This is a genomic window from Pseudomonas sp. NFR09, from assembly GCF_900111535.1.
Lineage (GTDB): Bacteria > Pseudomonadota > Gammaproteobacteria > Pseudomonadales > Pseudomonadaceae > Aquipseudomonas > Aquipseudomonas extremorientalis.
This window is the reverse complement of sequence record NZ_FOIH01000014.1, coordinates 56139-76170: the sequence shown is the minus strand read 5'-3', so window position 1 is coordinate 76170 and position 20032 is coordinate 56139. Positions and strand designations below refer to the sequence as shown.

Annotated in this window: 17 protein-coding genes; 4 read left to right on the top strand and 13 right to left on the bottom strand. The window is 62.4% G+C overall.

Translation table 11 applies throughout. The annotated features are described in order from the left end of the window. The first annotated feature begins 51 nt into the window (after positions 1–51). Together BMX59_RS26285 and BMX59_RS26280 are read left to right on the top strand one after the other, a co-directional pair. A complete protein-coding gene (locus tag BMX59_RS26285; RefSeq protein WP_093127538.1) occupies positions 52–2280 on the top strand; it encodes a TonB-dependent siderophore receptor in 2229 nt (742 codons plus the stop codon). Between the two features lie 144 nt (positions 2281–2424). Beyond that, a complete protein-coding gene (locus tag BMX59_RS26280) occupies positions 2425–2646 on the top strand; it encodes a hypothetical protein (RefSeq protein ID WP_093127534.1) in 222 nt (73 codons plus the stop codon). 89 nt (positions 2647–2735) lie between these two features. Here the strand turns inward: BMX59_RS26280 and BMX59_RS26275 are convergent, their stop codons facing one another. The 4 genes from BMX59_RS26275 to BMX59_RS26260 all read right to left on the bottom strand — a co-directional run bounded on the left by BMX59_RS26275 (position 2736) and on the right by BMX59_RS26260 (position 5624). After that, positions 2736–3227: a GNAT family N-acetyltransferase gene (locus BMX59_RS26275; RefSeq protein WP_093127531.1), complete on the bottom strand. Its 492-nt coding sequence runs from the start codon at positions 3225–3227 to the stop codon at positions 2736–2738. A gap of 173 nt (positions 3228–3400) precedes the next feature. Beyond that, positions 3401–4504, bottom strand: coding sequence for a cell division protein ZapE (gene zapE, locus BMX59_RS26270; protein WP_093127528.1), 1104 nt, complete (start codon positions 4502–4504; stop codon positions 3401–3403). Between the two features lie 15 nt (positions 4505–4519). Further along, complete coding sequence (locus BMX59_RS26265; RefSeq protein ID WP_093127524.1) at positions 4520–4855, bottom strand: nuclear transport factor 2 family protein; 336 nt, start codon at positions 4853–4855, stop codon at positions 4520–4522. A gap of 52 nt (positions 4856–4907) precedes the next feature. After that, positions 4908–5624 (bottom strand): helix-turn-helix transcriptional regulator, encoded by a 717-nt coding sequence (locus BMX59_RS26260; protein WP_093127521.1) that lies wholly within the window; start codon positions 5622–5624, stop codon positions 4908–4910. A 161-nt stretch (positions 5625–5785) separates the two neighbouring features. Between BMX59_RS26260 and BMX59_RS26255 the strand changes: the two genes are divergently transcribed. Beyond that, positions 5786–6832: an aldo/keto reductase gene (locus BMX59_RS26255; protein ID WP_093127518.1), complete on the top strand. Its 1047-nt coding sequence runs from the start codon at positions 5786–5788 to the stop codon at positions 6830–6832. A gap of 52 nt (positions 6833–6884) precedes the next feature. Here the strand turns inward: BMX59_RS26255 and pepN are convergent, their stop codons facing one another. The 6 genes from pepN to BMX59_RS26225 are packed head-to-tail and all read right to left on the bottom strand — an operon-like array spanning position 6885 to position 13385. Then, complete coding sequence (gene pepN / locus BMX59_RS26250) at positions 6885–9542, bottom strand: aminopeptidase N (RefSeq protein ID WP_093127515.1); 2658 nt, start codon at positions 9540–9542, stop codon at positions 6885–6887. Between the two features lie 13 nt (positions 9543–9555). Then, positions 9556–10386: a DUF2797 domain-containing protein gene (locus tag BMX59_RS26245; RefSeq protein WP_093127512.1), complete on the bottom strand. Its 831-nt coding sequence runs from the start codon at positions 10384–10386 to the stop codon at positions 9556–9558. Beyond that, positions 10383–10643 carry a YeaC family protein gene (locus BMX59_RS26240; RefSeq protein ID WP_017528545.1) on the bottom strand — a complete coding sequence of 87 codons (261 nt, stop codon included), beginning with the start codon at positions 10641–10643 and terminating at the stop codon, positions 10383–10385. Before BMX59_RS26240 ends, BMX59_RS26245 begins: the two co-directional genes overlap by 4 nt. 14 nt (positions 10644–10657) lie before the next feature. Further along, complete coding sequence (locus tag BMX59_RS26235; protein WP_071490660.1) at positions 10658–11527, bottom strand: rhomboid family intramembrane serine protease; 870 nt, start codon at positions 11525–11527, stop codon at positions 10658–10660. Beyond that, positions 11524–12498, bottom strand: coding sequence for a metallophosphoesterase (locus BMX59_RS26230; RefSeq protein ID WP_162276401.1), 975 nt, complete (start codon positions 12496–12498; stop codon positions 11524–11526). The genes BMX59_RS26235 and BMX59_RS26230 overlap by 4 nt, the downstream gene beginning before the upstream one ends. Then, entirely contained in the window at positions 12495–13385 is an 891-nt protein-coding gene (locus BMX59_RS26225; protein WP_003217892.1) for an NAD(+) kinase, read from the bottom strand. Before BMX59_RS26225 ends, BMX59_RS26230 begins: the two co-directional genes overlap by 4 nt. A 145-nt stretch (positions 13386–13530) precedes the next feature. Here BMX59_RS26225 and BMX59_RS26220 point away from each other — a divergent pair, with 145 nt between their 5' ends. Next, positions 13531–14478, top strand: coding sequence for a DUF1853 family protein (locus BMX59_RS26220; protein WP_093127508.1), 948 nt, complete (start codon positions 13531–13533; stop codon positions 14476–14478). A 133-nt stretch (positions 14479–14611) separates the two neighbouring features. Here BMX59_RS26220 and BMX59_RS26215 read toward each other — a convergent pair whose 3' ends face one another. Genes BMX59_RS26215 through cobN form a run of 3 tightly spaced genes read right to left on the bottom strand, consistent with a single transcriptional unit; the run spans position 14612 to position 20030 of the window. Further along, entirely contained in the window at positions 14612–15343 is a 732-nt protein-coding gene (locus tag BMX59_RS26215) for a vWA domain-containing protein (RefSeq protein ID WP_093127505.1), read from the bottom strand. Continuing rightward, on the bottom strand, positions 15268–16269 hold the full coding sequence (locus BMX59_RS26210; RefSeq protein ID WP_093127502.1) for a magnesium chelatase ATPase subunit I: 1002 nt from the start codon (positions 16267–16269) through the stop codon (positions 15268–15270). The genes BMX59_RS26215 and BMX59_RS26210 overlap by 76 nt, the downstream gene beginning before the upstream one ends. Beyond that, on the bottom strand, positions 16269–20030 hold the full coding sequence (gene cobN, locus BMX59_RS26205) for a cobaltochelatase subunit CobN (RefSeq protein WP_093127499.1): 3762 nt from the start codon (positions 20028–20030) through the stop codon (positions 16269–16271). Before cobN ends, BMX59_RS26210 begins: the two co-directional genes overlap by 1 nt. Positions 20031–20032: the final 2 nt, after the last annotated feature.

The window sequence follows — 20032 nt, the reverse complement described above, 5'->3', positions numbered from 1 at the left end:
CAAGGCCATTCCGACCGGAAAGGCCGCAAAGACGACAAGGAGTCTTCCGCGATGTTCGCGCCTTTCACCCGTTCCATGACGCTCACCATCGGCCTCTTCAGCGTGGTGGCAAGCCCCGACCTACTGGCTGAAACCGACCCCGAAAACAAAGCCCTCGAGCTGCGGTCCACCAGCATCACCGCCGAAGGCCTGGGTGCCACCACCGAACACACCGGGGCCTACACCACCGGCTCGATGAGCATCGCCACGCGGCTGAACCTGTCGGTCAAGGAAACCCCGCAATCGATCTCGGTGATCACTCGCCAGCAGATGGATGATTTCAATCTCAATACCTTGACCGAAGTGCTGCGCCAGACCACCGGGGTCAACGTCCAGCACAACGACTCCGACCGCGTGTCCTATTCCTCTCGTGGCTACGGCATCAACAACTTCCAGATTGATGGGATGCTCAACACGTTCGGCTACATGAAGTCCGATTCCGACACCATCATCTACGACCGCATCGAGGTGGTTCGCGGTGCTACCGGCTTGACCACCGGCGCCGGCGACCCCTCGGCCACGGTCAATATGGTGCGCAAGCGCCCCACCGCCCAGTGGCAGGCGAAAACCGGGGTGAGCGGTGGCAGCCATGACAACTACTACAGCTTCGTGGATGTCGGCGGCCCGTTGGCGTACGACGGCAAGCTGCGCGGGCGTACAGTGCTGGCCTATCGCGACAGCCAATCCTTCCGTGACAACTACGCGCTGCAGCGGGCAGTCGGCTACGGCATCCTCGAAGGCGACCTGTCGGACGACACCGTGCTGGCGGTCGGTTTTGATTACCAGGACAAAAAGGTACAGGGCACTTCCTGGGGCACCGTGCCCTACTGGAACAGCCAGGGTGGCAAGGCCGGACTGTCACGTTCCACCAATATGGCAGCGCACTGGAGTTCCTGGCCGCTGACCGACAAGACCACCTTTGCCAGCCTCGACCACCGCCTGGGCGGCGACTGGCACTTGAAGGCGGCCTACACCCATCGCCAGAGCGACACGGACGGCAAGGTCTACTACGGCGGCGCGGGGTTCCCCAACGACGACCGCAGTGGCATGACGGCCTGGGCCAGCCATATGCGCGGCACCTCGAGAATGGAGGCGGTAGATCTCAACCTGGCCGGCAGCTATGCGCTGCTGGGCCGCGAGCATGAACTGATGGTGGGTTATGGCGAAGCCACACAGCGGGACGTCTCGCCAGTGATGCGCGACAACATCCCGGACGGCTACTACAGCATCGAAGACTGGAAATACATGGGCGGGATCGGCAAGTTTCCCGACACCGTGACCGGCCTCAAGGGTGAACACAGCAGCAAGCAACAGAAAGCCGGCTACCTGGCCACGCGCCTGAGCCTGACCGAGCGCCTGCATGCGGTACTCGGCAGCCGTTATGGCAGCTGGGAGCTGGAAAGCGCGGCGCCTGAATACACGGCCAATGACCAATTACTCAGGGCCAACAAGACCCGCCAGACCCACAATGATATGTGGACGCCCTACGCCGGGCTGCTCTACGACATCACCCCGGAGTACACCGCCTACGCCAGCTACACCGACATCTTCAAGCCGCAGAGCCTCAAGGACGTCAGCAACAAATACCTGGAGCCCGTGGTGGGCAGCAACTATGAAGTGGGGCTCAAGGGGAGCTTGTTGCAGGAGCGCTTGAACGTAGCGGCCGCCTATTTCTGGAGCAAGCAGGACAACGTCGCGGAACGGGATGACTCCGTACCGCCGAACCCGATCACGGGCGAGGAGTACTACAAGTCAGGCGGCAAGGGTAACAAAGTAAGCGGCTTCGAGCTTGAGGTGGCCGGCGAGGTGATGCCGGACTGGAATCTCACGGCCGGCTACACCTATACCCACTCGGTGAATGGCACGGACAAACGCAACAACACCGGCCAACCGCTAAACCTGCTGAAGGTTTCCAGTGCCTACCGCTTACCCGGTGCATGGCGCAACCTGACGGTAGGCGGTGCCGTGAACTGGCAGAGCGATATCCATGAATTCGGCAACCGGCCAACGGGGGCTCGTGACAGCGAGGGAAATCGAATCACCACACGGGCAAAGATCACCCAGCAGGCCTACAGCGTGGTCAACCTGATGTTCCGCTACCAGTTCGACGAACATGTTACGGCATCGCTTAACGTCAACAATCTATTTGATAAAAAGTATTACGAGCGCGTTGGCTTTTATAACGGCGTGTATTGGGGTGACCCACGCTCGGTCACCTTGGCTTTGGACTGGAAGCTGTAGGATTTTTTAACCAAAAGTTAACGAAATTGTTAGCTTTTGGTTTTTCTGGCGTTAATTCCTACTTAATAAACTCTCTCCACACTCGCCCCATGAATCTGATCAAGGACAGAGCGGATACCGATCACACTTACCGGAAACACTGCCATGAAACTTTCTACCCTGATAGTTGCCAGCCTGATGACCTTGACCTCCGCCGCCGCCTTCGCCGAAGGTGGCTCGGAGCGTTCCAAGGCGTTCTACAAGGACTTTACCTTCGTGCAGCAACAAACCCACGGCACCGCTGAACAAACCGCGCTGGCCGATGGAAAGAGCGTGAAGAAAGAAACCGCTGACAAGTCCGCTGCCGAGCAACAACCAAACACTTGATGTAACCGTAATACCCTTTGCCATCCCGCTCCTTTGGCCAAGGTCAACTTTGGCGCCATTCAATGGCGCCTTTTTTTGCCTGTTATTTATTAAAGCGGTTTGCTCCAGAACAACATGCGCCCGTGGGCCGGATCAAACTTCGAGTCATCAAAACCAAACTTGCGATACGCCGCTTGAGCCACCGCATTACCCTCCAGTACCTCCAGGGTGATCTTGCAGCAGCCACGCTGACGGGCGATTTCCTCGACCTTTTGCAGCATTTTCTGGCTCAGCCCCAAACCACGGAATGCATCCATCACCACCACGTCGTGGACATTGACCAAAGGACGGCAGACAAACGTGGAAAACCCTTCAAAACAATTGACCAGACCCGCCGGTTCTCCCCCCACAAACGCCAGCACGCTGAACGCATGGGGCCGTTTGGCCAGCTCGCCCGGCAGTTGCTCCAGGAGGTCGGCGGGCAGGCTGTGACCACCGCCCATCGGGTCTTCGGCATAATGGTTGAGCACGCGGCCGATGGCGTCGGCATGCACGGGGTTGGTGTAGCTGGCTTGCAGCACCAGGATGTCTGGGGTGTCCATGTCCTTCCTCGATCACGATTACAAGGGATTCGGCTCCCTGTGAGGGGCACGATTGTAAGCGTGGAGCGAGCGCCAGATGAAGGAGATTAACTACAAATATGCGCATGAATACGCGAACGTTGCGTGGTTGAAAAAGCGCAATCAGACGATTCCTGGATTTTTTCGTACGGGCGTCAGCCAAAACGCTGCAACTGCATTTCTTGCAGCCGGCTGAGTGTCCTGCGAAAGGGAAACGCCAGGTAGCCCTCGGTATAAAGTCGCTCCAGCGGCACCTGGGCCTCGATGAACAGCGGTACTTTACGGTCGTAGCACTCATCCACCAGGGCGATAAACCGACGCACGCTGTCATCGTGCACCGACAGCGCCGGCAACTCACGGTCGCCGGCCACTACACGCTGAACGCCATCCTCGGTGCCACGGGCAATCCGGCCAGGACGCTGTTGCGCGCTGAGGTTGGGGACTTCGCCAATCAGGATGGCCTTGAAGCGATCGCACAGCAGCATGAAATCCATGGCCGCCAGCGGTTGTTCGCACAGGTCGGCGTAACGGCACCAGAGCACGGTGTCGCTGGACTGCACGGCGACGATGGCGCGATGCCCCACGACAATCGGCCCGCTGCGGGTTGGCTCGCCCTGGGCCAAGCGCTGGAACACGCACGCCAGCGCCTCGGGTTGATTGACCCAGTAGCGCTGGAGTCCTACACCCGGATGCAACCGGTGATCCTCTCCCCCATCCACCGCAACCACATGCATGTGCTGCTTGATCGCTGCAATGCCCGGCAAAAAGCGCTCGCGGTTGAAGCCATCGGCATACAGCTGGTCAGGTGGTTGGTTGGAGGTGCAGACCATCACGACGCCTTCTTCGAACATCACCTGGAACAGCCGCCCGAGGATAATCGCGTCACCGATGTCATTGACGAACAATTCGTCGAAGCACAGCACACGCACTGCCTGGCTCAGTTCCCGGGCCAGGGCCTGCAAGGGGTCGTGGGTGCCGGTCAGTTGGAACAGACGCTGATGCACCCACTGCATGAAGTGATGGAAATGCTGGCGCCGCGCGGGCACTCGCAGGCTTTGATGGAACTGGTCCATCAGCCAGGTCTTGCCCCGCCCCACCGGGCCCCACAGGTACACGCCAGTGATCGGCGCATGGCCGTGGTGCAGGGCTTGGTGGCAGGCTTGCAGAGCGTCCACCGCGCGGCGCTGGGCAGCGTCGGCGACGAAACCCTGTTGGGCAACGGCGTGTTGGTAGGCAGCGAGGGGCGTGTCGAAAGTCATGCCCGCCAGTATGAACTACAGCGAAATATCCAGCCGCGAAATCTTGCCCTGCTCGTTCAAGCGAAAGGTGTAGCGCAGCTCCAATGGGCTGCCCGGAAAATTGCCGGACACGATATTGCTGACCAACACCTTGCCGGTACGGTGTTGCACCTTGAGCACTTCGACCCGCGGCTTATAACGACGCCCGGTGTCTTCCATCCAGCGTGCTATGGCGGCGGCGCCCACCTGGTGCTGGCCTTCATCGAACACATTGGCATCCTCGGCAAAACACTGGGCGATAGCCGAGGTGTCACGGGTATTGGCCGCTGCGATATAGGCCACGATGGCCGGCGCCAACTCAGGGATAGACATGGCACAGCTCCTTTCTTGGTGATTTGTAGTGCCATGCTAAGCCAGGATCGTGTCAGTTTTTGTCAGGAGTGAAGGGACCGGATTCATTCTGTTCCATCAGCTTGCGCCAGGCCCGCAGCCAATCGCTGCGCCGGCCCGGGTAACGTTCACCGGGCACCTCGGCACTCGCCACGCGGTCGGTGCGAAAGGTGCGATAGGCACCGCGCAACTCACACCAGGCCACGATCACCCGCACTTCATTCAGAAAGCCCAGGGCCAGGGGCCAGATCAGCCGTTGGCTCTGGGTCTGGCTGGCGTCGGCGTAATCGATCTGCAGCTTGGCCTGGTTGCGAATGGCCTCGCGGAACACATTGAGCGGCACGCGGTTTTCCGGGTAACCAAACCCCGGCGGGCCAGGCAGCAGTGTCGGGTTGCGCAAGGCTTCCTGGGCGGCGGGGTCGAGTACATCGGCGATCTTCGCCAGAGCATTGGCCGCAGCGCGACTGAGCACCTCGTCGCCACGCTGGTCGACATAACGCAGGCCGAGCACGATGGCTTCGGTTTCCTCGGCGTTCAACATCAAGGGTGGCAGAAACAAGCCACTGCGCAACACATACCCTACCCCCGCCTCACCAAAAATCGGCGCGCCCAAGGCAGTCAATTCGGCGATATCGCGATACAGCGTGCGCTCGGACACCTCCAACTGCGCCGCCAGCACGGCAGCGGTCACGGGACGTTTCTTGCCCCGCAGGGCCTGGAGCAAAGTCAGTAGACGAGTGGTTCGCGACACAGGAACGCCTGCCGAGAATAGAAAAGTGACGCAGCTTAACAGAGCCCCCTGTCAGAAAACGTCAGCAGTAAAAAAGCCCCCTTGACCGAATACATTACCAAGATCATATTAAATACATGTTACTAAACATGTAAGAAAATCACTGCCTCAGGAGTCCTTGTATGCGCAATAAAGTCTTTGGCCGCCGCAGCGGCCTGCAGGTATCCGAACTGGCCTTGGGCACCGGTAATTTCGGTACGGGCTGGGGCCATGGCGCCGAACGCGACGAAGCCAAGGCGATTTTTGACGGGTACCTCGAAGCCGGGGGCAATTTCCTCGATACCGCCAATGGCTACCAGTTCGGTCAGGCCGAAAAGCTGCTGGGGGAATTTATCGCCTCGGAACGCGACAACCTGGTGGTGGCCACCAAGTACACCCTGCGCACCGAACCGTCCGATGAGGGCACGATCCGGCTCGGTAACAACCGCAAGAACCTGGTGCGCTCGGTGGAAGAAAGCCTCAAGCGCCTGAACACCGACCGCATCGACCTGCTCTGGGCACACATGAGCGACAACGTCACGCCCATGGAAGAGATCCTGCGCGGTCTCGATGATCTGGTGCGCGCCGGCAAGATCCACTACGCCGGCCTGTCCAACTTCCCCGCCTGGCGCATTGCCCGCGCCGACCTGTTGGCCGAGGTACGCAGTTTCGCGCCGATCATCGGCATCCAGGTGGAATACAGCCTGGTCGAGCGCAGCGCCGACCGCGAGCTGCTGCCAATGGCCGAAGCATTGGGGCTGGCCGCCACGCTGTGGTCGCCCCTGGGCGGTGGCTTCCTGACCGGCAAGTACCGCAACACCCAGGACGACAACCGCGCCAACAAACTCGGGATCCTGGTGCACGCCGAACACACTGCGCGTGAAACCGCAGTGCTCGATACGCTGCTGGCGGTTGCCGGTGAAATCGACGCCACACCGACCCACGTCGCCATCGCCTGGCTGCGGGACAAGGCCCGGCGCTCGACCACCGCGCTGGTCCCGATCCTCGGCTCGCGCACCCGCGCCCAGCTGGACAGCACCCTCGGCGCGTTGAATGTGCATCTGTCGGCCGAGCAAGTCACCCGCCTTGACACCGCCAGTGCCATCCCGCTGGGCGTGCCGCACGGGATCATCGCAGAGCGCTTCCCCGTCGATAACGGCCTGGACACCCCGCGACCACCGGTTATCTGAGGCGAAAAAAAACGGCCTGTCGAACAGGCCGTTTTTTATTCAACGATGCAACTCAGGCAAGGCTCTTACTGACCACCTCGAACACATCACTCGACAACTCACCGGACGCCAGAATGCGCTCCAGCTCGGCTTTCATCAACGCCTGGCGCGCGCTGTCGTATTTACGCCAGCGGGTCAGCGGCGCCAACTGGCGCGAAGCGATCTGCGGGTTCAAGCCATTCAACTGGATCACCAGGTCCGCCAGGAAGCGATAGCCCGAACCGTCCGCCGCGTGGAAGTTGATCAGGTTCTGCCCGGCAAACGCACCGATCAAGGCGCGTACCTTGTTCGGGTTCTTGAGGGTGAACGCCGGGTGCTCCATCAACGCCTTGACCCGCGCCAGCCCGCCCGGCAACGTGCTGCCAGCCTGCACGCTGAACCACTGGTCCATGACCAGCGGGTTGTCCTTGAAGTTCTCGGCAAACACCGCCAGCGCCTGGGCTTTCTCTGCCTCGAACGGCGAATTCACCAGCACCGCCAGCGCGGTCAGGCGCTCGGTCATGTTGTCGGCCGTGTCGAATTGCTCGATGGTCGCCGCCAACACCTCTGGCTTACCGCTGAGCATCAGGTACGACAGCGCGATGTTCTGCAACGCACGACGGGCGAAGTGCTCGGCGGCCGCCACGTACGGCGTTTGTCTGGACAGCTCGCGATTGGCCTGGTAACGCAACCACAGCGCCTCGTGCAGGTTGTCCGCCAGTTGCTTGCGCGCAAACTCACGGGCGGCGTGGATGGCATCCACATCCGCCACGTCGCTGATTTCGGTCAGGTAGGCTTCACCCGGCAACGACAGCATTTCCGCGACCATCGCCTGATCCAGGCTTTCATCACTCAGCACGCTGCGCAGCGCAGTGATCAAGCGCTGATCCATCTTCAAGGCCTGGCCCTGTTGATGCTGCTCAATCAACTCCTGCAGCACCTGCACCGACAACTGCTGGCCGGCGTCCCAACGGTTGAAACCGTCACTGTCATGCTGCATCAGGAACATCAGTTGGTCGCGGCTGTACGGGAAGCTCAGCTTCACCGGCGCCGAGAACCCGCGCAGCAGCGAAGGCAACGGCTGTTCGGCGATATCAACGAAGGTAAACGTCTGCTCGGCCTCGGTCACCGAAATCACCCGCGACGTGCCTCCCGCAGCCTTCTCACCGGCCAGGCGCAAGGCAATGCCAGCGCCCTTCCCGTCCAGCAAGCCCAGCTCCACCGGAATTACGAACGGCAGTTTTTCCACCTTGTCCGGGGTTTGCGGGCAGCTCTGGCGGAAGGTCAGGCTGTAGGTTTTCGCCGCCGCATCGTAGGACTCGCTCACCGCCAGGCGCGGCGTACCGGCCTGGCTGTACCAGCGCTTGAACTGGGTCAGGTCGGCGCCGTTGGCGTCCTCCATGGCCTTGATGAAGTCGTCGCAGGTCACGGCCTGGCCGTCATGGCGTTCAAAGTACAGGTCGCTGCCCTTGCGGAAGCCTTCGGCGCCGAGCAAGGTGTGGATCATGCCGACCACTTCCGAGCCCTTTTCGTACACGGTCAGGGTGTAGAAGTTGGAGATCTCGATGAAGCTGTCCGGGCGCACCGCGTGGGCCATCGGACCGGCGTCTTCGGCGAACTGATGGGTACGCAGGTACGCCACGTCCTGGATGCGCTTGACCGTGGCCGAGTTCATGTCGGCGGAGAATTGCGAGTCACGGTAAACGGTGAAGCCTTCCTTGAGCGACAGCTGGAACCAGTCGCGGCAGGTCACGCGGTTGCCCGACCAGTTATGGAAGTATTCATGGGCAACGATCGCCTCGACCCGCTGGTGCGCGGCGTCGGTGGCGGTTTCGGCGCGGGCCAGCACGGCGCTGGAGTTGAAGATGTTGAGGCCCTTGTTTTCCATGGCGCCCATGTTGAAGTCGTTCACCGCGACGATCATGAAGATGTCGAGGTCGTACTCACGGCCATAGGTTTCTTCGTCCCAGCGCATGGACTTTTTCAGGCTGGTCATGGCGTGCTGGCACTTGTCGATGTTTTCCGGCTCGACGTAGATGCGCAGCGCCACGGTGCGGTCGGTCATGGTGGTGAAGGTATCTTCGACACACCACAGATCACCGGCCACCAGGGCGAACAGGTAAGCCGGTTTCTTGAACGGATCTTCCCAGGTTGCCCAATGGCGGCCGTCCTCACCCGGACCGCTGGCGATCGGGTTGCCGTTGGACAGCAGAATCGGGTAGCGGTGTTGCTCGGCGATCACCGTGGTGGTGAAGGTGCTCATCACATCCGGGCGATCGAGGTAATAGGTGATCTTGCGAAAGCCCTCGGCCTCGCACTGGGTGCAGAACATGCTGCCGGACTTGTACAGGCCCTCCAGGGCAGTGTTGGTTTCCGGATGGATTTTTACCGTGGTATCCAGGGTAAACGTCGCGCTTTGCGGATGCACCGTCAGGTGGCTGTCGGTCAGCTCGTAGTCACCAGCGCTCAGTGCCTGATCGGCCAGGTTCACGCTCAACAGCTCCAGCTGCTGGCCGTCCAGCACCAACGGCGGCAAACCGGCGCCACGCTCGGGATTGCGGCGCATCACCAGTTGCGCGTGGACCAGGCTGTGGTCCTCGAACAACTCGAAGGTCAGGTGGGTCTCGTCGATCAGGTAGTCCGGCGCCTGATAGTCCTTGAGGTAAATCATCTTCGGTTGTTCGGTGCGCATGGGTGGCATCCTTCTACTGATGCACGGCGAGCTGGTAGGCCGTGTACTTACGAATATTGATCACGCCGGTATCGAAGATCAGGTACTGGCCCTTGATCCCCAGCAGCGTGCCTTCGGCAATCGGGTTCTTGTCCAGGTTGAAGCTGACGATCTTCGCCGGATACTGCTCCACCGGGTAGCGGATTTCGAGCGGCTCGATGTCGGTGACCGGTTGGATGGCCTGCAGGCCAAAGCGTTCCTGCAAACCCAGCAGGCCGTCAGCACAGGCGGCGAACAGATGGTCACGCACCTGCTTGAGGTCGACGGACTGGGCGTCGCCCTTGAGCAGCGCACGCCAGTTGGTCTTGTCGGCCACTTGGCTGCGGAACAGGTCTTCGACAAAACCGGACTGCTGGCGGGTCGCCACGCGCATGATCGGCAGCGCCTGGCTCGCGCCCTGGTCGAGCCAGCGCGTCGGCAACTGGGTGGCACGGGTGATGCCGACCTTGATCCCTGACGAGTTCGCCAGGTACACCACATGGTCGGTCATGCAGAATTTCTCGCCCCAGCCTGGATCGCGGCAGGTGCCGGCGTCGTAATGGCAACGCTCGGGGCTCATGATGCACAGGTCACACTGGGCCAGCTTGGTCATGCACGGGTAGCAATACCCCTGGCTGAAGCTGGTCTTGGTCTTGCGGCCGCAATGGCTGCAATGGATGGCACCGAGGTATTCCAGGCGCACATGGGTGCCGATCAACGGGTTGACCGGCACCTCGGCGTCGCCCAGTCGAAACGCGTATTGAACGGTCGGCTCACCGAGTTGCGCCGACATCTTGCTGACTGCACCGCGACCGATTTCAATCAATGGATCGCATCCGACTTGAACAGGATGTTCGGCACGGTGGTCGACTTCGACTGGCATTCCTGCGGGCCCATGTAGCCGGTGCGCTGGTCTTCCGGCAGGTTCTGGATTTCCCAGGCAATCACCGCCTGCAACGACAGCTCGCGCTGTTCGGCAGTGAGCTTGCGGCCATCGGACCACTTGCCGATTTCCACGGCGAGCTTGAGGCTCTCGTAGATATCCGGGGTGATATTTTCGATCATTTCAGCAAAAGAGGACATGAGGCTCTTCCTTATCAAATAGACGATTTGCGACGGCTGTACAGCCCGCCCAGCAAACCTGTCAGGCAACCGATGACCAAGCCGCCGACATGGGCCGCGTTGGCGATTTCGCCGAAACCGATCATCGAGACCAGCCCCGACAGGCAGAGCAGCAGCCAGACCAGCATCATCACCAGTACCCCACGGGGCAGGCGATAGGCCGGGTTGGGCGACAGCAGTTGAAAAATCCAGCAATGCCCGAGCAGGCCATACAACACGCCGGACAACCCACCGAACAGACCGGGGCCACCATAAGCGTATTGAGCGTAGTTGGAGACCAGGCTGAACAACAGGGTCAGGCCCAGCAAGTTGATACTGCCCTGGCGCGCCTCTATGCGCCGGCCCAACTCCCAGTACCACATGCCATTCATGGCCAGGTGCAGGATGCCGAAGTGGATCAGCATCGGCGTGACCAAGCGCCACCACTGCCCCGCCGCCAGACTGTCGGCCAGCGGCGTGAACTGGATGTACTCGCCGATAATGCGAAACTGCAGGAATGTCAGCCAGCTCATGGCTTGCAGGTTTTCACCGAGCAAGGTCACCGCGCCGACGATGATGCTTGCCAGCAACACCAGAGCGGTCAATGGGCTGTGCCGCAGTTGCTGGACAAATCCAGGGCGCCTGGTCGCTGCCTGTTCGGGAATATCCAGTTGCCGGTCCGGGTCACCGGCGGGAAAGCGCTGGTACAGCACGCGCACGTCGTCGCTGATGGTCTCGGGTACCCATAACACTTGCTCCCCGGCCTCTTCACTGACGCGATGGGGCACCTGCATGCGGTGCAGCAATTGGATAAAGCCGCCCAGGTCCACACTCAGTGGCAGGCGCAATACGGCCACGGTACTCATTGGATGACCTCGGGCCGCTCAACGTCGACCCAGACGAATTTATTCGGGTCCAGCCGCGTTTCCTGATCCAGGCGGTACGCCACCAGCTTGCCGTACAGCACCGCGCTGTAGTCCAGGCAGGCCAGGTTCGGGCGGATCGGCGCCGGTTTGCCACTGCGCCAGTAATGCCCGACGAACAACAGCGGTTCATCGACGCCGTAGCGCAGCAGGGAATTCTTTTCGGTGGACGACAACGGTGTACGCGCCACCGGCTCGGGCAGTGCATCGGGCTGGAACACGATATCGCCGTAGGTCTTGGGGTCGTCTTCCCAGAACTTGGTGCGGAAGAACGAGCGCGTCAGGCCATCGCCACCGGTCAACGTGAGGCCGTCCGGCAAACGCATGTCGGTGCCGCGCAACAGGCGGTCGAACGCATTGCAGGCAAAACTGCCCGGCACGGCGGCGGCCTGCAGGAAGTGCTGGTCGATGCAGCCGTCCGGGAAGGTGCCACGCAGCGGCTGGATAAAGCCATCATCCCAGCACGCATGCACCACGCGAAAGCGCCCGGCGTCGACAAACAGCGGCATGTCATAGAACCAGCCGAGGAAGTCGTGCCAGTCGGCCGGGTGATGTTCGAACTGGGTCAGGGTCTCGTGGATCAACCGCGCATGCCGTGGGTTGTGCTCACGCACGAACTGCCTGCCACTGCCCGGCGGTGCCGGTGTGGTCCAGCCCAGGGCGTTGAACTCGTGGTTGCCCATGATGCACAGCGCCTGGCCGGCCTCGGTCATGTCGTGGACGATATGCAGCGCCTCGCGGATGCGCGGGCCACGGTCGATGATATCGCCGAGGAACACCGCCATACGCGTTGGATGGCGCCAGGTGCCGCCCTGCTTGTGGTAGCCCAACAGGTCGAGCAAGTGCTCAAGGGTATGGGCGCAACCGTGCACGTCACCAATCAGGTCGTAGCTACGCGCGGGATCGAGCATCAGTCGCCTCCACCCCCCAAGCGGCTGCCCCAGCCCAGCTTGGTGCGGCACACTTCGTAGTAGTTGTGGTCCAGCGGGTGGATCAACCGCAACTTCTGTGCCTTCTTGCTCACGGTGATGGTGTCACCGGGGGCGCAGGTGAAATGGTTCTGCCCGTCACACGAGACCTGCGGGTAGATCTGCATATCTTTGGACACCACGATTTTCAGTTCACTGTTGCCGTCGACCACAATCGGCCTGCTCGACAACATATGGGGATACATCGGCACGATCACAATGGCATCCAGCTTGGGATGCATGATCGGGCCACCCGCCGACAGCGCGTAGGCGGTGGAGCCGGTAGGCGTGGCAACGATCAGGCCGTCGGCCTTCTGGCTGCACACGAACTGACCGTCGATATACAGTTCGAACTCGATCATCCGCGTGGACTTGCCGGGGTGCAGCACCACGTCATTGAGCGCATCGCCCTGGCCGATGGCTTCGCCGTGGCGGCGCACTTCTGCCTGCAGCAGGAAGCGGTTCTCCACCAGGTAATGACCGTCGAGCACCTTGGCCACTTCGACTTCCAGCTCATCCGGGCGGATATCGGTGAGGAACCCCAGGCTGCCCCGGTTGATCCCCAGCACCGGCACGTTATGCCGCGCCAGGGCACGGGCCGCGCCGAGCAGGCTGCCGTCGCCGCCGACCACGATGACCATGTCGCAGACTTCACCGAGCATCTTGCGCGACGAGGTCTGCAGGCCGTGGCCCGGCAGGATTTCAGCGATGGTGTCTTCGAGGATCACATGCAGGTGACGCTCCAGCAGGAATTTTTTCAGCCGGCGGACGGTGTCCAACACCTGGGTACTGCCCAGGCGACCGATAATGCCGATATTGCGAAATTGCTCCATGGGGCTCCTGCGGGATGTGGAGTGTGGCAAAAAAGAACGATTATGGGCGAAAGGCCGTCTCAGGCAAAATCCTTTGTCGCCGTGAAGCCTTGATGACAACGGTTCTCAGCCACCTTCAGCGCCGTTAAAAGGCTATGCTCGGACCATGACTGTGTTCCCCGATCTGCACAACCTGCCCCGCCAGCTGCGCCACCCCGAGGTGCGCGACCTGGCGTGGGTGATGCTCGCCCCGCCGATGCTCGCGCAAACGCCATGGCCACAACGTCACCCGCTAGCCGGCAGCGACTGGGTGCAGGCGCCGCATCTGCTGGAACGCTGGCTACGCCAACTGGACCAGGACAGCAGCGCCTTGCAGCAGTGGCTGAGCCTGTCACGTACGCGCCGCCTGGGCCTGTATTACGAACGCCTGTGGCAGTTTGCGGTGCAGCATGCGCCGGGCGTGGAATTGCTGGCCGCCAACCTGCCGATCCGCCGTGCCGGGCACACCCTCGGCGAGCTGGACATGTTGCTGCGCGACCGCGATGGCGTGCATCACCTGGAACTGGCGATCAAGCTGTATCTGGGCCCGCAGGACGGTAACGGCCAGGACACTGCGCAATGGCTCGGCCCGGGCTGTCATGATCGACTGGACCGCAAGCTAGCGCATCTGGCCCAGCATCAGTTGCCGATATCGTCACGGGCGGAAAGCCGTGAAGTGCTGGCCGCGTTGGATGTCCAACAGTTTGATGCGCATTTATGGTTGGGGGGCTACCTGCTCTACCCCTGGCCCGGCCAGGCCATGGCTCCCAGTGGCGCGCATCCGCAGCATTTGCGTGGGCGCTGGTTGCATCAGCGTGACTGGCAGGCGTTTGTCAGCCTCAGCCAACCGGGCCGTTGGCAGCCCCTGCCCCGGCATGCCTGGCTGGCGCCGGCGCACTACCCCACGGAAGAAGTGTGGAGCGAACAACAGATGCACGGCTGGCTGGCCGACCTGGACCCGATGGCTCCGGCGCAGCTGCTGGTGCGGCTGGTACAGGTGGGTGAGGATTGGGAGGAAGCCGAGCGGTTGTTTCTGGTGGCGGATCTTTGGCCAAATGTGCCGGGGGCGGGCTGACAGTTTTGCGCTGTCTTTTAGGGCCTCATCGGGGGCAAGCCCCCTCCCACACTTGACTCTATTCACAAATACAAATGTGTGAACCCAATCCAATGTGGGAGGGGGCTTGCCCCCGATAGGGCCGGTGCAGGCACTACAACTGGTCGATATGCCGATACTCCAGCTGCAACCCAAAAGCCAACTCCTGAGCCCTGCCCAACCTGATCGGCCCCCGCTCGATATCCACCAGCAACCCAGTGCAATCCAACACCGGCAACCCGCCAATCTCCTTAAGCCGCCCATCGGCAATCACTAACAGCCGCTGCTGCTCCGCCGGATAGCGCTTGCGCCGCAATGCCAGCCAATTTCCGGCCTCGACAAGCGCCGCCAGCAATGGCGTACCGCCGCCCGCGCCCAACTGCGCCAGCCAACCCGCCAGACCCTTGGCCGCTTTCAACCCCTGCACCTGCCACTTCGGCGCCTGCCCGCTGGCCGTCAACAGTGCCAGGCGCGACCGCTGGCGGTAGGCGTCGTCAAACAACTGCGCCAACAAGCCCTTGGCGTCGGAGAGCGCTCGATGCCGTCGGGTGGATGCCGACGCATCGACAATCACCAACCACAGCTCATGGGCCGCACGACTGCGCAGGTGAAACAGCAAGTCCTCTCGCGTTTGCGGCCGACCGCCGAGCAAAGTGCCCGGCCAGTTGATCGCGCCCTGCTTCGCGCTGCGTGCCTTGCCTTGCCTGCCGTTGCCTAGTCGCCCTGCCTTGGGTCGCGCATCCGCCCCCGCGTCAGGTCGAGGGCGAATGCCTAGGGCTTTTTTGGCCAGGCGGGCACTTCCCGGCGTGCGCCCGTGGGCAGGGCCGGTGCGGGCATATCGCCCCATTGGCCTTGACCGGGAGAGGAGCCGGAGGGTTTCGGCGACTGCCCTTCACTCGGCGGGCTGGCCGGTGGAGGAGACTGTTCCTGCCGGCGATGGCGAAGAGCGAATTCAGCAACCGCTTGGATATCTTCCTCGGCAATGGCACTGGCTCCCCGCCAAGCGGCATGAGCCCTGGCACCGCGCAACCAGACAAGGTCCGCACGCAGGCCATCGACCCCCGCCGCAAAGCATCGCTCGGTGATCTGCGCCAGCGCCAGGTCATCCAGTGCAATGCTGTCGAGCCGCGCCCGTGCCTGGGTGCAACGCTCGCGCAATGCCGCTTGTGGCACGTCCCACTGCGTGCAAAAGGCAACAGGGTCGCTGTCGAAATCCAGGCGACGCCGGATGATCTGCCCACGCTCGGCCGGCAAGGTCTGCCCGCTCAAGGCCACGTTGAAACCGAAGCGATCGAGCAGTTGCGGGCGCAACTCGCCCTCCTCCGGGTTCATGGTGCCGATCAGCACGAAGCGCGCCGAATGGCGATGGGAAATGCCATCGCGCTCGATCAGGTTGGTGCCGCTGGCAGCCACATCCAGCAGCAGGTCCACCAGATGGTCGGGCAGCAAATTGACTTCATCGACGTACAGCACGCCGCCGTCGGCCTTGGCCAATACACCGGGGGAGAATTGCGCCCGGCCTTCGCCCAATGCGGCGTCCAGGTCCAGCGTGCCGACCAGGCGCTCTTCAGTGGCGCCCAAGGGCAAGGTCACGAACTGACCACTGGCCAGCAGGTCGGCCAGACCCCGCGCCAGGGTGGACTTGGCCATGCCGCGCGGGCCTTCGATCAGCACACCGCCAATCTTCGGGTCGATAGCGGTCAGGCACAGCGCCAGTTTCAGGTCATCGGCGCCGACCACGGCGGACAGCGGGAAATGGGGAATATCAGTCATCAGCTGTCTTCTTCTATATCCAGCAACAGGCTTTCCAACGCCTCGCGGTATGCCCCCGGTTCCTGCCACATGCCCCGCTGCTGGGCTTCCAGCATGCGCTCGGTCATGTCGCGCAGTGCATCGGGGTTGTGCTGTTGCACAAAGGCCCGGGTATCGGGGTCGAGCAAGTAGGCGTCGGCCAACAGTGCGTATTGGTGATCGTCAATCAGTGCGGTGGTGGCGTCGAAGGCGAACAGATTGTCCACTGTCGCGGCCATTTCAAACGCACCTTTATAGCCGTGGCGCTTCACGCCTTCGATCCACTTGGGGTTGGCGGCGCGGGAACGGATCACCCGGTTCAGCTCTTCCTTCAACGTGCGGATCTTCGGCAGGTCAGGCTGGCTATGGTCACCGTGGTAGCTGGCGGCCTTGTCGCCGCTCAGGGTTTCCACGGCAGCGAGCATGCCACCCTGGAATTGGTAGTAATCGTTGGAATCGAGCAGGTCGTGCTCGCGGTTGTCCTGGTTCTGCAAAACGGCCTGCACCTGGCTCAGGCGCTGGGCGAATTGCCCGCGGGCGGCAGTACCTTCGTCGGAACCGCCATAGGCGTAGCCGCCCCAATTCAGGTAAACCTCGGCCAAGTCTTCACGGCTTTGCCAGAGACGCCCGTCGATCGCGCCCTGCACGCCCGCACCGTAGGCGCCGGGCTTGGCACCAAAGATGCGCCAGCCGGCCTGTTTTGCCGCGGCCTCTGCGTCCAGGCCCGAAGCCAGCAACGCTTCACGCTCACTGCGCACCTTGGCGGCCAGCGGGTTCAGCTCGTCCGGTTCGTCCAGCGCAGCCACCGCCTGCACCGCCGCATCGAACAGGCGGATCAGGTTGGCAAAGGCATCCCGGAAGAAACCGGACACGCGCAACGTCACATCAACGCGCGGACGATCGAGCAGGCTGACGGGCAGGATTTCAAAGTCATCCACGCGCTGACTGCCCGTCGCCCATACAGGGCGCACGCCCATCAGCGCCATGGCCTGGGCGATGTCATCGCCGCCGGTGCGCATGGTCGCGGTCCCCCAAACCGACAAGCCGAGTTGGCGCAGGTGGTCGCCATGGTCTTGCAGGTGCCGCTCCAGAATCAGGTTGGCGGATTGGAAACCGATGCGCCAGGCGGTGGTGGTAGGCAGGTTGCGCACATCGACGGTGAAGAAGTTGCGCCCGGTCGGCAACACATCCAAACGCCCACGACTCGGCGCACCACTGGGGCCAGCGGGTACGAAACGGCCGCTCAAGGCATCCAGCAAACCGCGCATTTCTGCCGGGCCACAAGCATCCAGCCGAGGCGCCACGACAATACGCAGGCTTTCGATCACGGCCTTCACGTCTTCCCAACCGGGCTCTTCCAATTGCTCAAGTGGCCCTTCCAGGGCTTGCTCGATCAATCGCGCCGCGTAAAGCTCCAAGCGTTCACGGGTATCGCCGGCGGTACGCCACAACTGCCCGTCGATCTTCTGTAGCACCAGCGGCCGGCGTCCAGTCCAGGGTTCAGCCAGGGCGCAGTCCAGCGGGTCGAAGCCCAGCTCGAAGGCCTTGGCCAGCACGCGCAGCAAGCTCGACTGCGGGCCACGGCCATCGCCACGCGGGATGCGCAGCAGCGCCAGCAAGGTATCGATACGCAGACGACCCTCGGGTGACTCGCCAAAAATATGCAGGCCGTCGCGGATCTGCGATTCCTTCAAGTCGCACAGGTAGGTGTCCAGGCGCGGCAACCACACGGCAGCATCGGCGTCGCTCTCCAGCTCAAGCTCCTGGTCGATGCGGGTTTCGCGCACCAGCTTGAGAATGTCCTTCTGCAGCTCCAGGGCGCGGCGCGGATCGAGCAACTGCGCTTCGTAATATTCGTCCGCCAGCAGCTCCAGGTTACGCAGCGGGCCGTAGGTTTCGGCACGGGTCAGCGGCGGCATCAGGTGGTCGATGATGACTGCCTGGGTGCGCCGCTTGGCCTGGGCGCCCTCGCCCGGGTCATTGACAATAAACGGATATATATTCGGCAGCGGCCCTAGCAATGCATCGGGCCAGCAGTTTTCCGACAGGCCCACGCCCTTGCCCGGCAGCCACTCCAGGTTGCCGTGCTTGCCCACATGGATCACGCCGTGGGCGCCGTAGGTGTGGCGCAGCCAGAAGTAGAACGCCAGGTACGCGTGGGGCGGCACCAGGTCCGGGTCGTGGTACACGGCGCTGGCGTCCACCTGGTAACCCCGCGCCGGCTGGATGCCGATAAACGTCAGGCCCAGGCGCAGGCCGGCGATCATCAGGCGACCGTCGCGGCACATCGGATCGTTCTGCGGCGCGCCCCAGCGCTCCAGCACCGCCTGGCGATTGGCTTCGGGCAGGCACTGGAACATCGCCTCGTACTCGTCCAGGCCCAGGCTTTGATGGCAAGGGCGCAGGTCGAGGCTGTGCAGGTCGTTGGTGACGCCGCCGAGCAACTCGTGGATCAACGCCGTGCCACACTCCGGCAATACGTCCGGCAGCGCATAGCCTTCGGCTTGCAAGGCACGCAGGATGTTCAGCGCCGCCGCCGGTGTATCCAGGCCCACGCCGTTGCCGATGCGACCGTCGCGGGTCGGGTAGTTGGCGAGGATCAGCGCAATGCGTTTCTCCGCATTCGGCACCCTCGCCAACTCGACCCAACGCCGCGCCAGCTCGGCGACAAAATCCATGCGTTCCGGCGCAGCGCGGTAGCACACCACGTCCGACTGGCTGCGTTCGCTGCGCCAGGCCAGGTCCTTGAAGCTGATGGGCCGGCTGATGATGCGCCCATCCAGCTCCGGCAATGCGATGTGCATCGCCAGGTCGCGGGGGCCGAGGCCCTGCTCGCTGGCCTCCCAGCCGGGCTGGTTGTCCTGGGCACAAATGGCCTGGATCACCGGGATATTGCGGCGAAACGGGCGCAAATGCGGCGCTTCGGGGCTGGATTGGGCGAAGCCGGTGGTATTGAGGATCACCGCCGCGCCGACCTCATCCAGCAGGTCTTCGACCACCGCCAGGCAGCCGGGCTCTTTCAAGCTGGCGACCGCCATCGGCAACGGGTTAAGCCCCGCTGCGTGCAGGCGCTGGCAGAACACATCGATAAAACCGGTATTGGCCGCCTGCAAATGGGAGCGGTAGAACAACACAGCCGCCACCGGCCAGTCGGCGTTCCAGTCTGCCTGCCAATGGTTCAGGCGGGCGCTGGCGTGGTGCGGGTGATAGATCGCCGTGCGTGGCAGGGTTTGGGGCTCGGCCCAGGCATAGTCGCGGCCCAGGTAGGCGCTGGCCAGGCAGCGATAGAAATCCAGGGCATTGCCCAGGCCGCCCTGACGCAGGAAGTGCCACAGCCGATCACGCGCTTCGGCACCGACGGTGCTCAGCCCGCTGAGTTCCGGGTCCGGGCGATCATCCCCCGGCACCAGGATCAGCTGCACACCGCGCTCGGCCAACTCCACCAGACGCTCGATGCCGTAGCGCCAGTAACCGATACCGCCATGCAGCGAAATCAGGATGACTTTGGCGTGGCGCAGCACCTCATCGACGTACAAGTCGACCGAGGCATGGTTCTGCACCTGCATCGGGTTGGCCAGGCGCAGGCTCGGGTAGTCGTCGGGCAACTGTCGGGCCGCTTCGGCCAGCAGCGCCAGGCTGGAATCGCCGCTGCACAGGATCACCAGGTCAGCGGGGGTTTGGCCAAGGTCGGCAATATTGTCGTCCGAGACGAAACCACCGGGCTGGGTCCTGAGCAGGTGCATGG

Excerpts from the sequence above, each read along its gene's own strand:
- BMX59_RS26285 (WP_093127538.1), top strand. The coding sequence starts at position 52 with ATGTTCGCGCCTTTCACCCGTTCCATGACGCTCACCATCGGCCTCTTC.
- BMX59_RS26280 (WP_093127534.1), top strand. The coding sequence starts at position 2,425 with ATGAAACTTTCTACCCTGATAGTTGCCAGCCTGATGACCTTGACCTCC.
- BMX59_RS26275 (WP_093127531.1), bottom strand. The coding sequence starts at position 3,227 with ATGGACACCCCAGACATCCTGGTGCTGCAAGCCAGCTACACCAACCCC.
- zapE (WP_093127528.1), bottom strand. The coding sequence starts at position 4,504 with ATGACTTTCGACACGCCCCTCGCTGCCTACCAACACGCCGTTGCCCAA.
- BMX59_RS26265 (WP_093127524.1), bottom strand. The coding sequence starts at position 4,855 with ATGTCTATCCCTGAGTTGGCGCCGGCCATCGTGGCCTATATCGCAGCG.
- BMX59_RS26255 (WP_093127518.1), top strand. The coding sequence starts at position 5,786 with ATGCGCAATAAAGTCTTTGGCCGCCGCAGCGGCCTGCAGGTATCCGAA.
- pepN (WP_093127515.1), bottom strand. The coding sequence starts at position 9,542 with ATGCGCACCGAACAACCGAAGATGATTTACCTCAAGGACTATCAGGCG.
- BMX59_RS26240 (WP_017528545.1), bottom strand. The coding sequence starts at position 10,643 with ATGTCCTCTTTTGCTGAAATGATCGAAAATATCACCCCGGATATCTAC.
- BMX59_RS26235 (WP_071490660.1), bottom strand. The coding sequence starts at position 11,527 with ATGAGTACCGTGGCCGTATTGCGCCTGCCACTGAGTGTGGACCTGGGC.
- BMX59_RS26225 (WP_003217892.1), bottom strand. The coding sequence starts at position 13,385 with ATGGAGCAATTTCGCAATATCGGCATTATCGGTCGCCTGGGCAGTACC.
- BMX59_RS26220 (WP_093127508.1), top strand. The coding sequence starts at position 13,531 with ATGACTGTGTTCCCCGATCTGCACAACCTGCCCCGCCAGCTGCGCCAC.
- BMX59_RS26215 (WP_093127505.1), bottom strand. The coding sequence starts at position 15,343 with ATGGGGCGATATGCCCGCACCGGCCCTGCCCACGGGCGCACGCCGGGA.
- BMX59_RS26210 (WP_093127502.1), bottom strand. The coding sequence starts at position 16,269 with ATGACTGATATTCCCCATTTCCCGCTGTCCGCCGTGGTCGGCGCCGAT.
- cobN (WP_093127499.1), bottom strand. The coding sequence starts at position 20,030 with ATGCACCTGCTCAGGACCCAGCCCGGTGGTTTCGTCTCGGACGACAAT.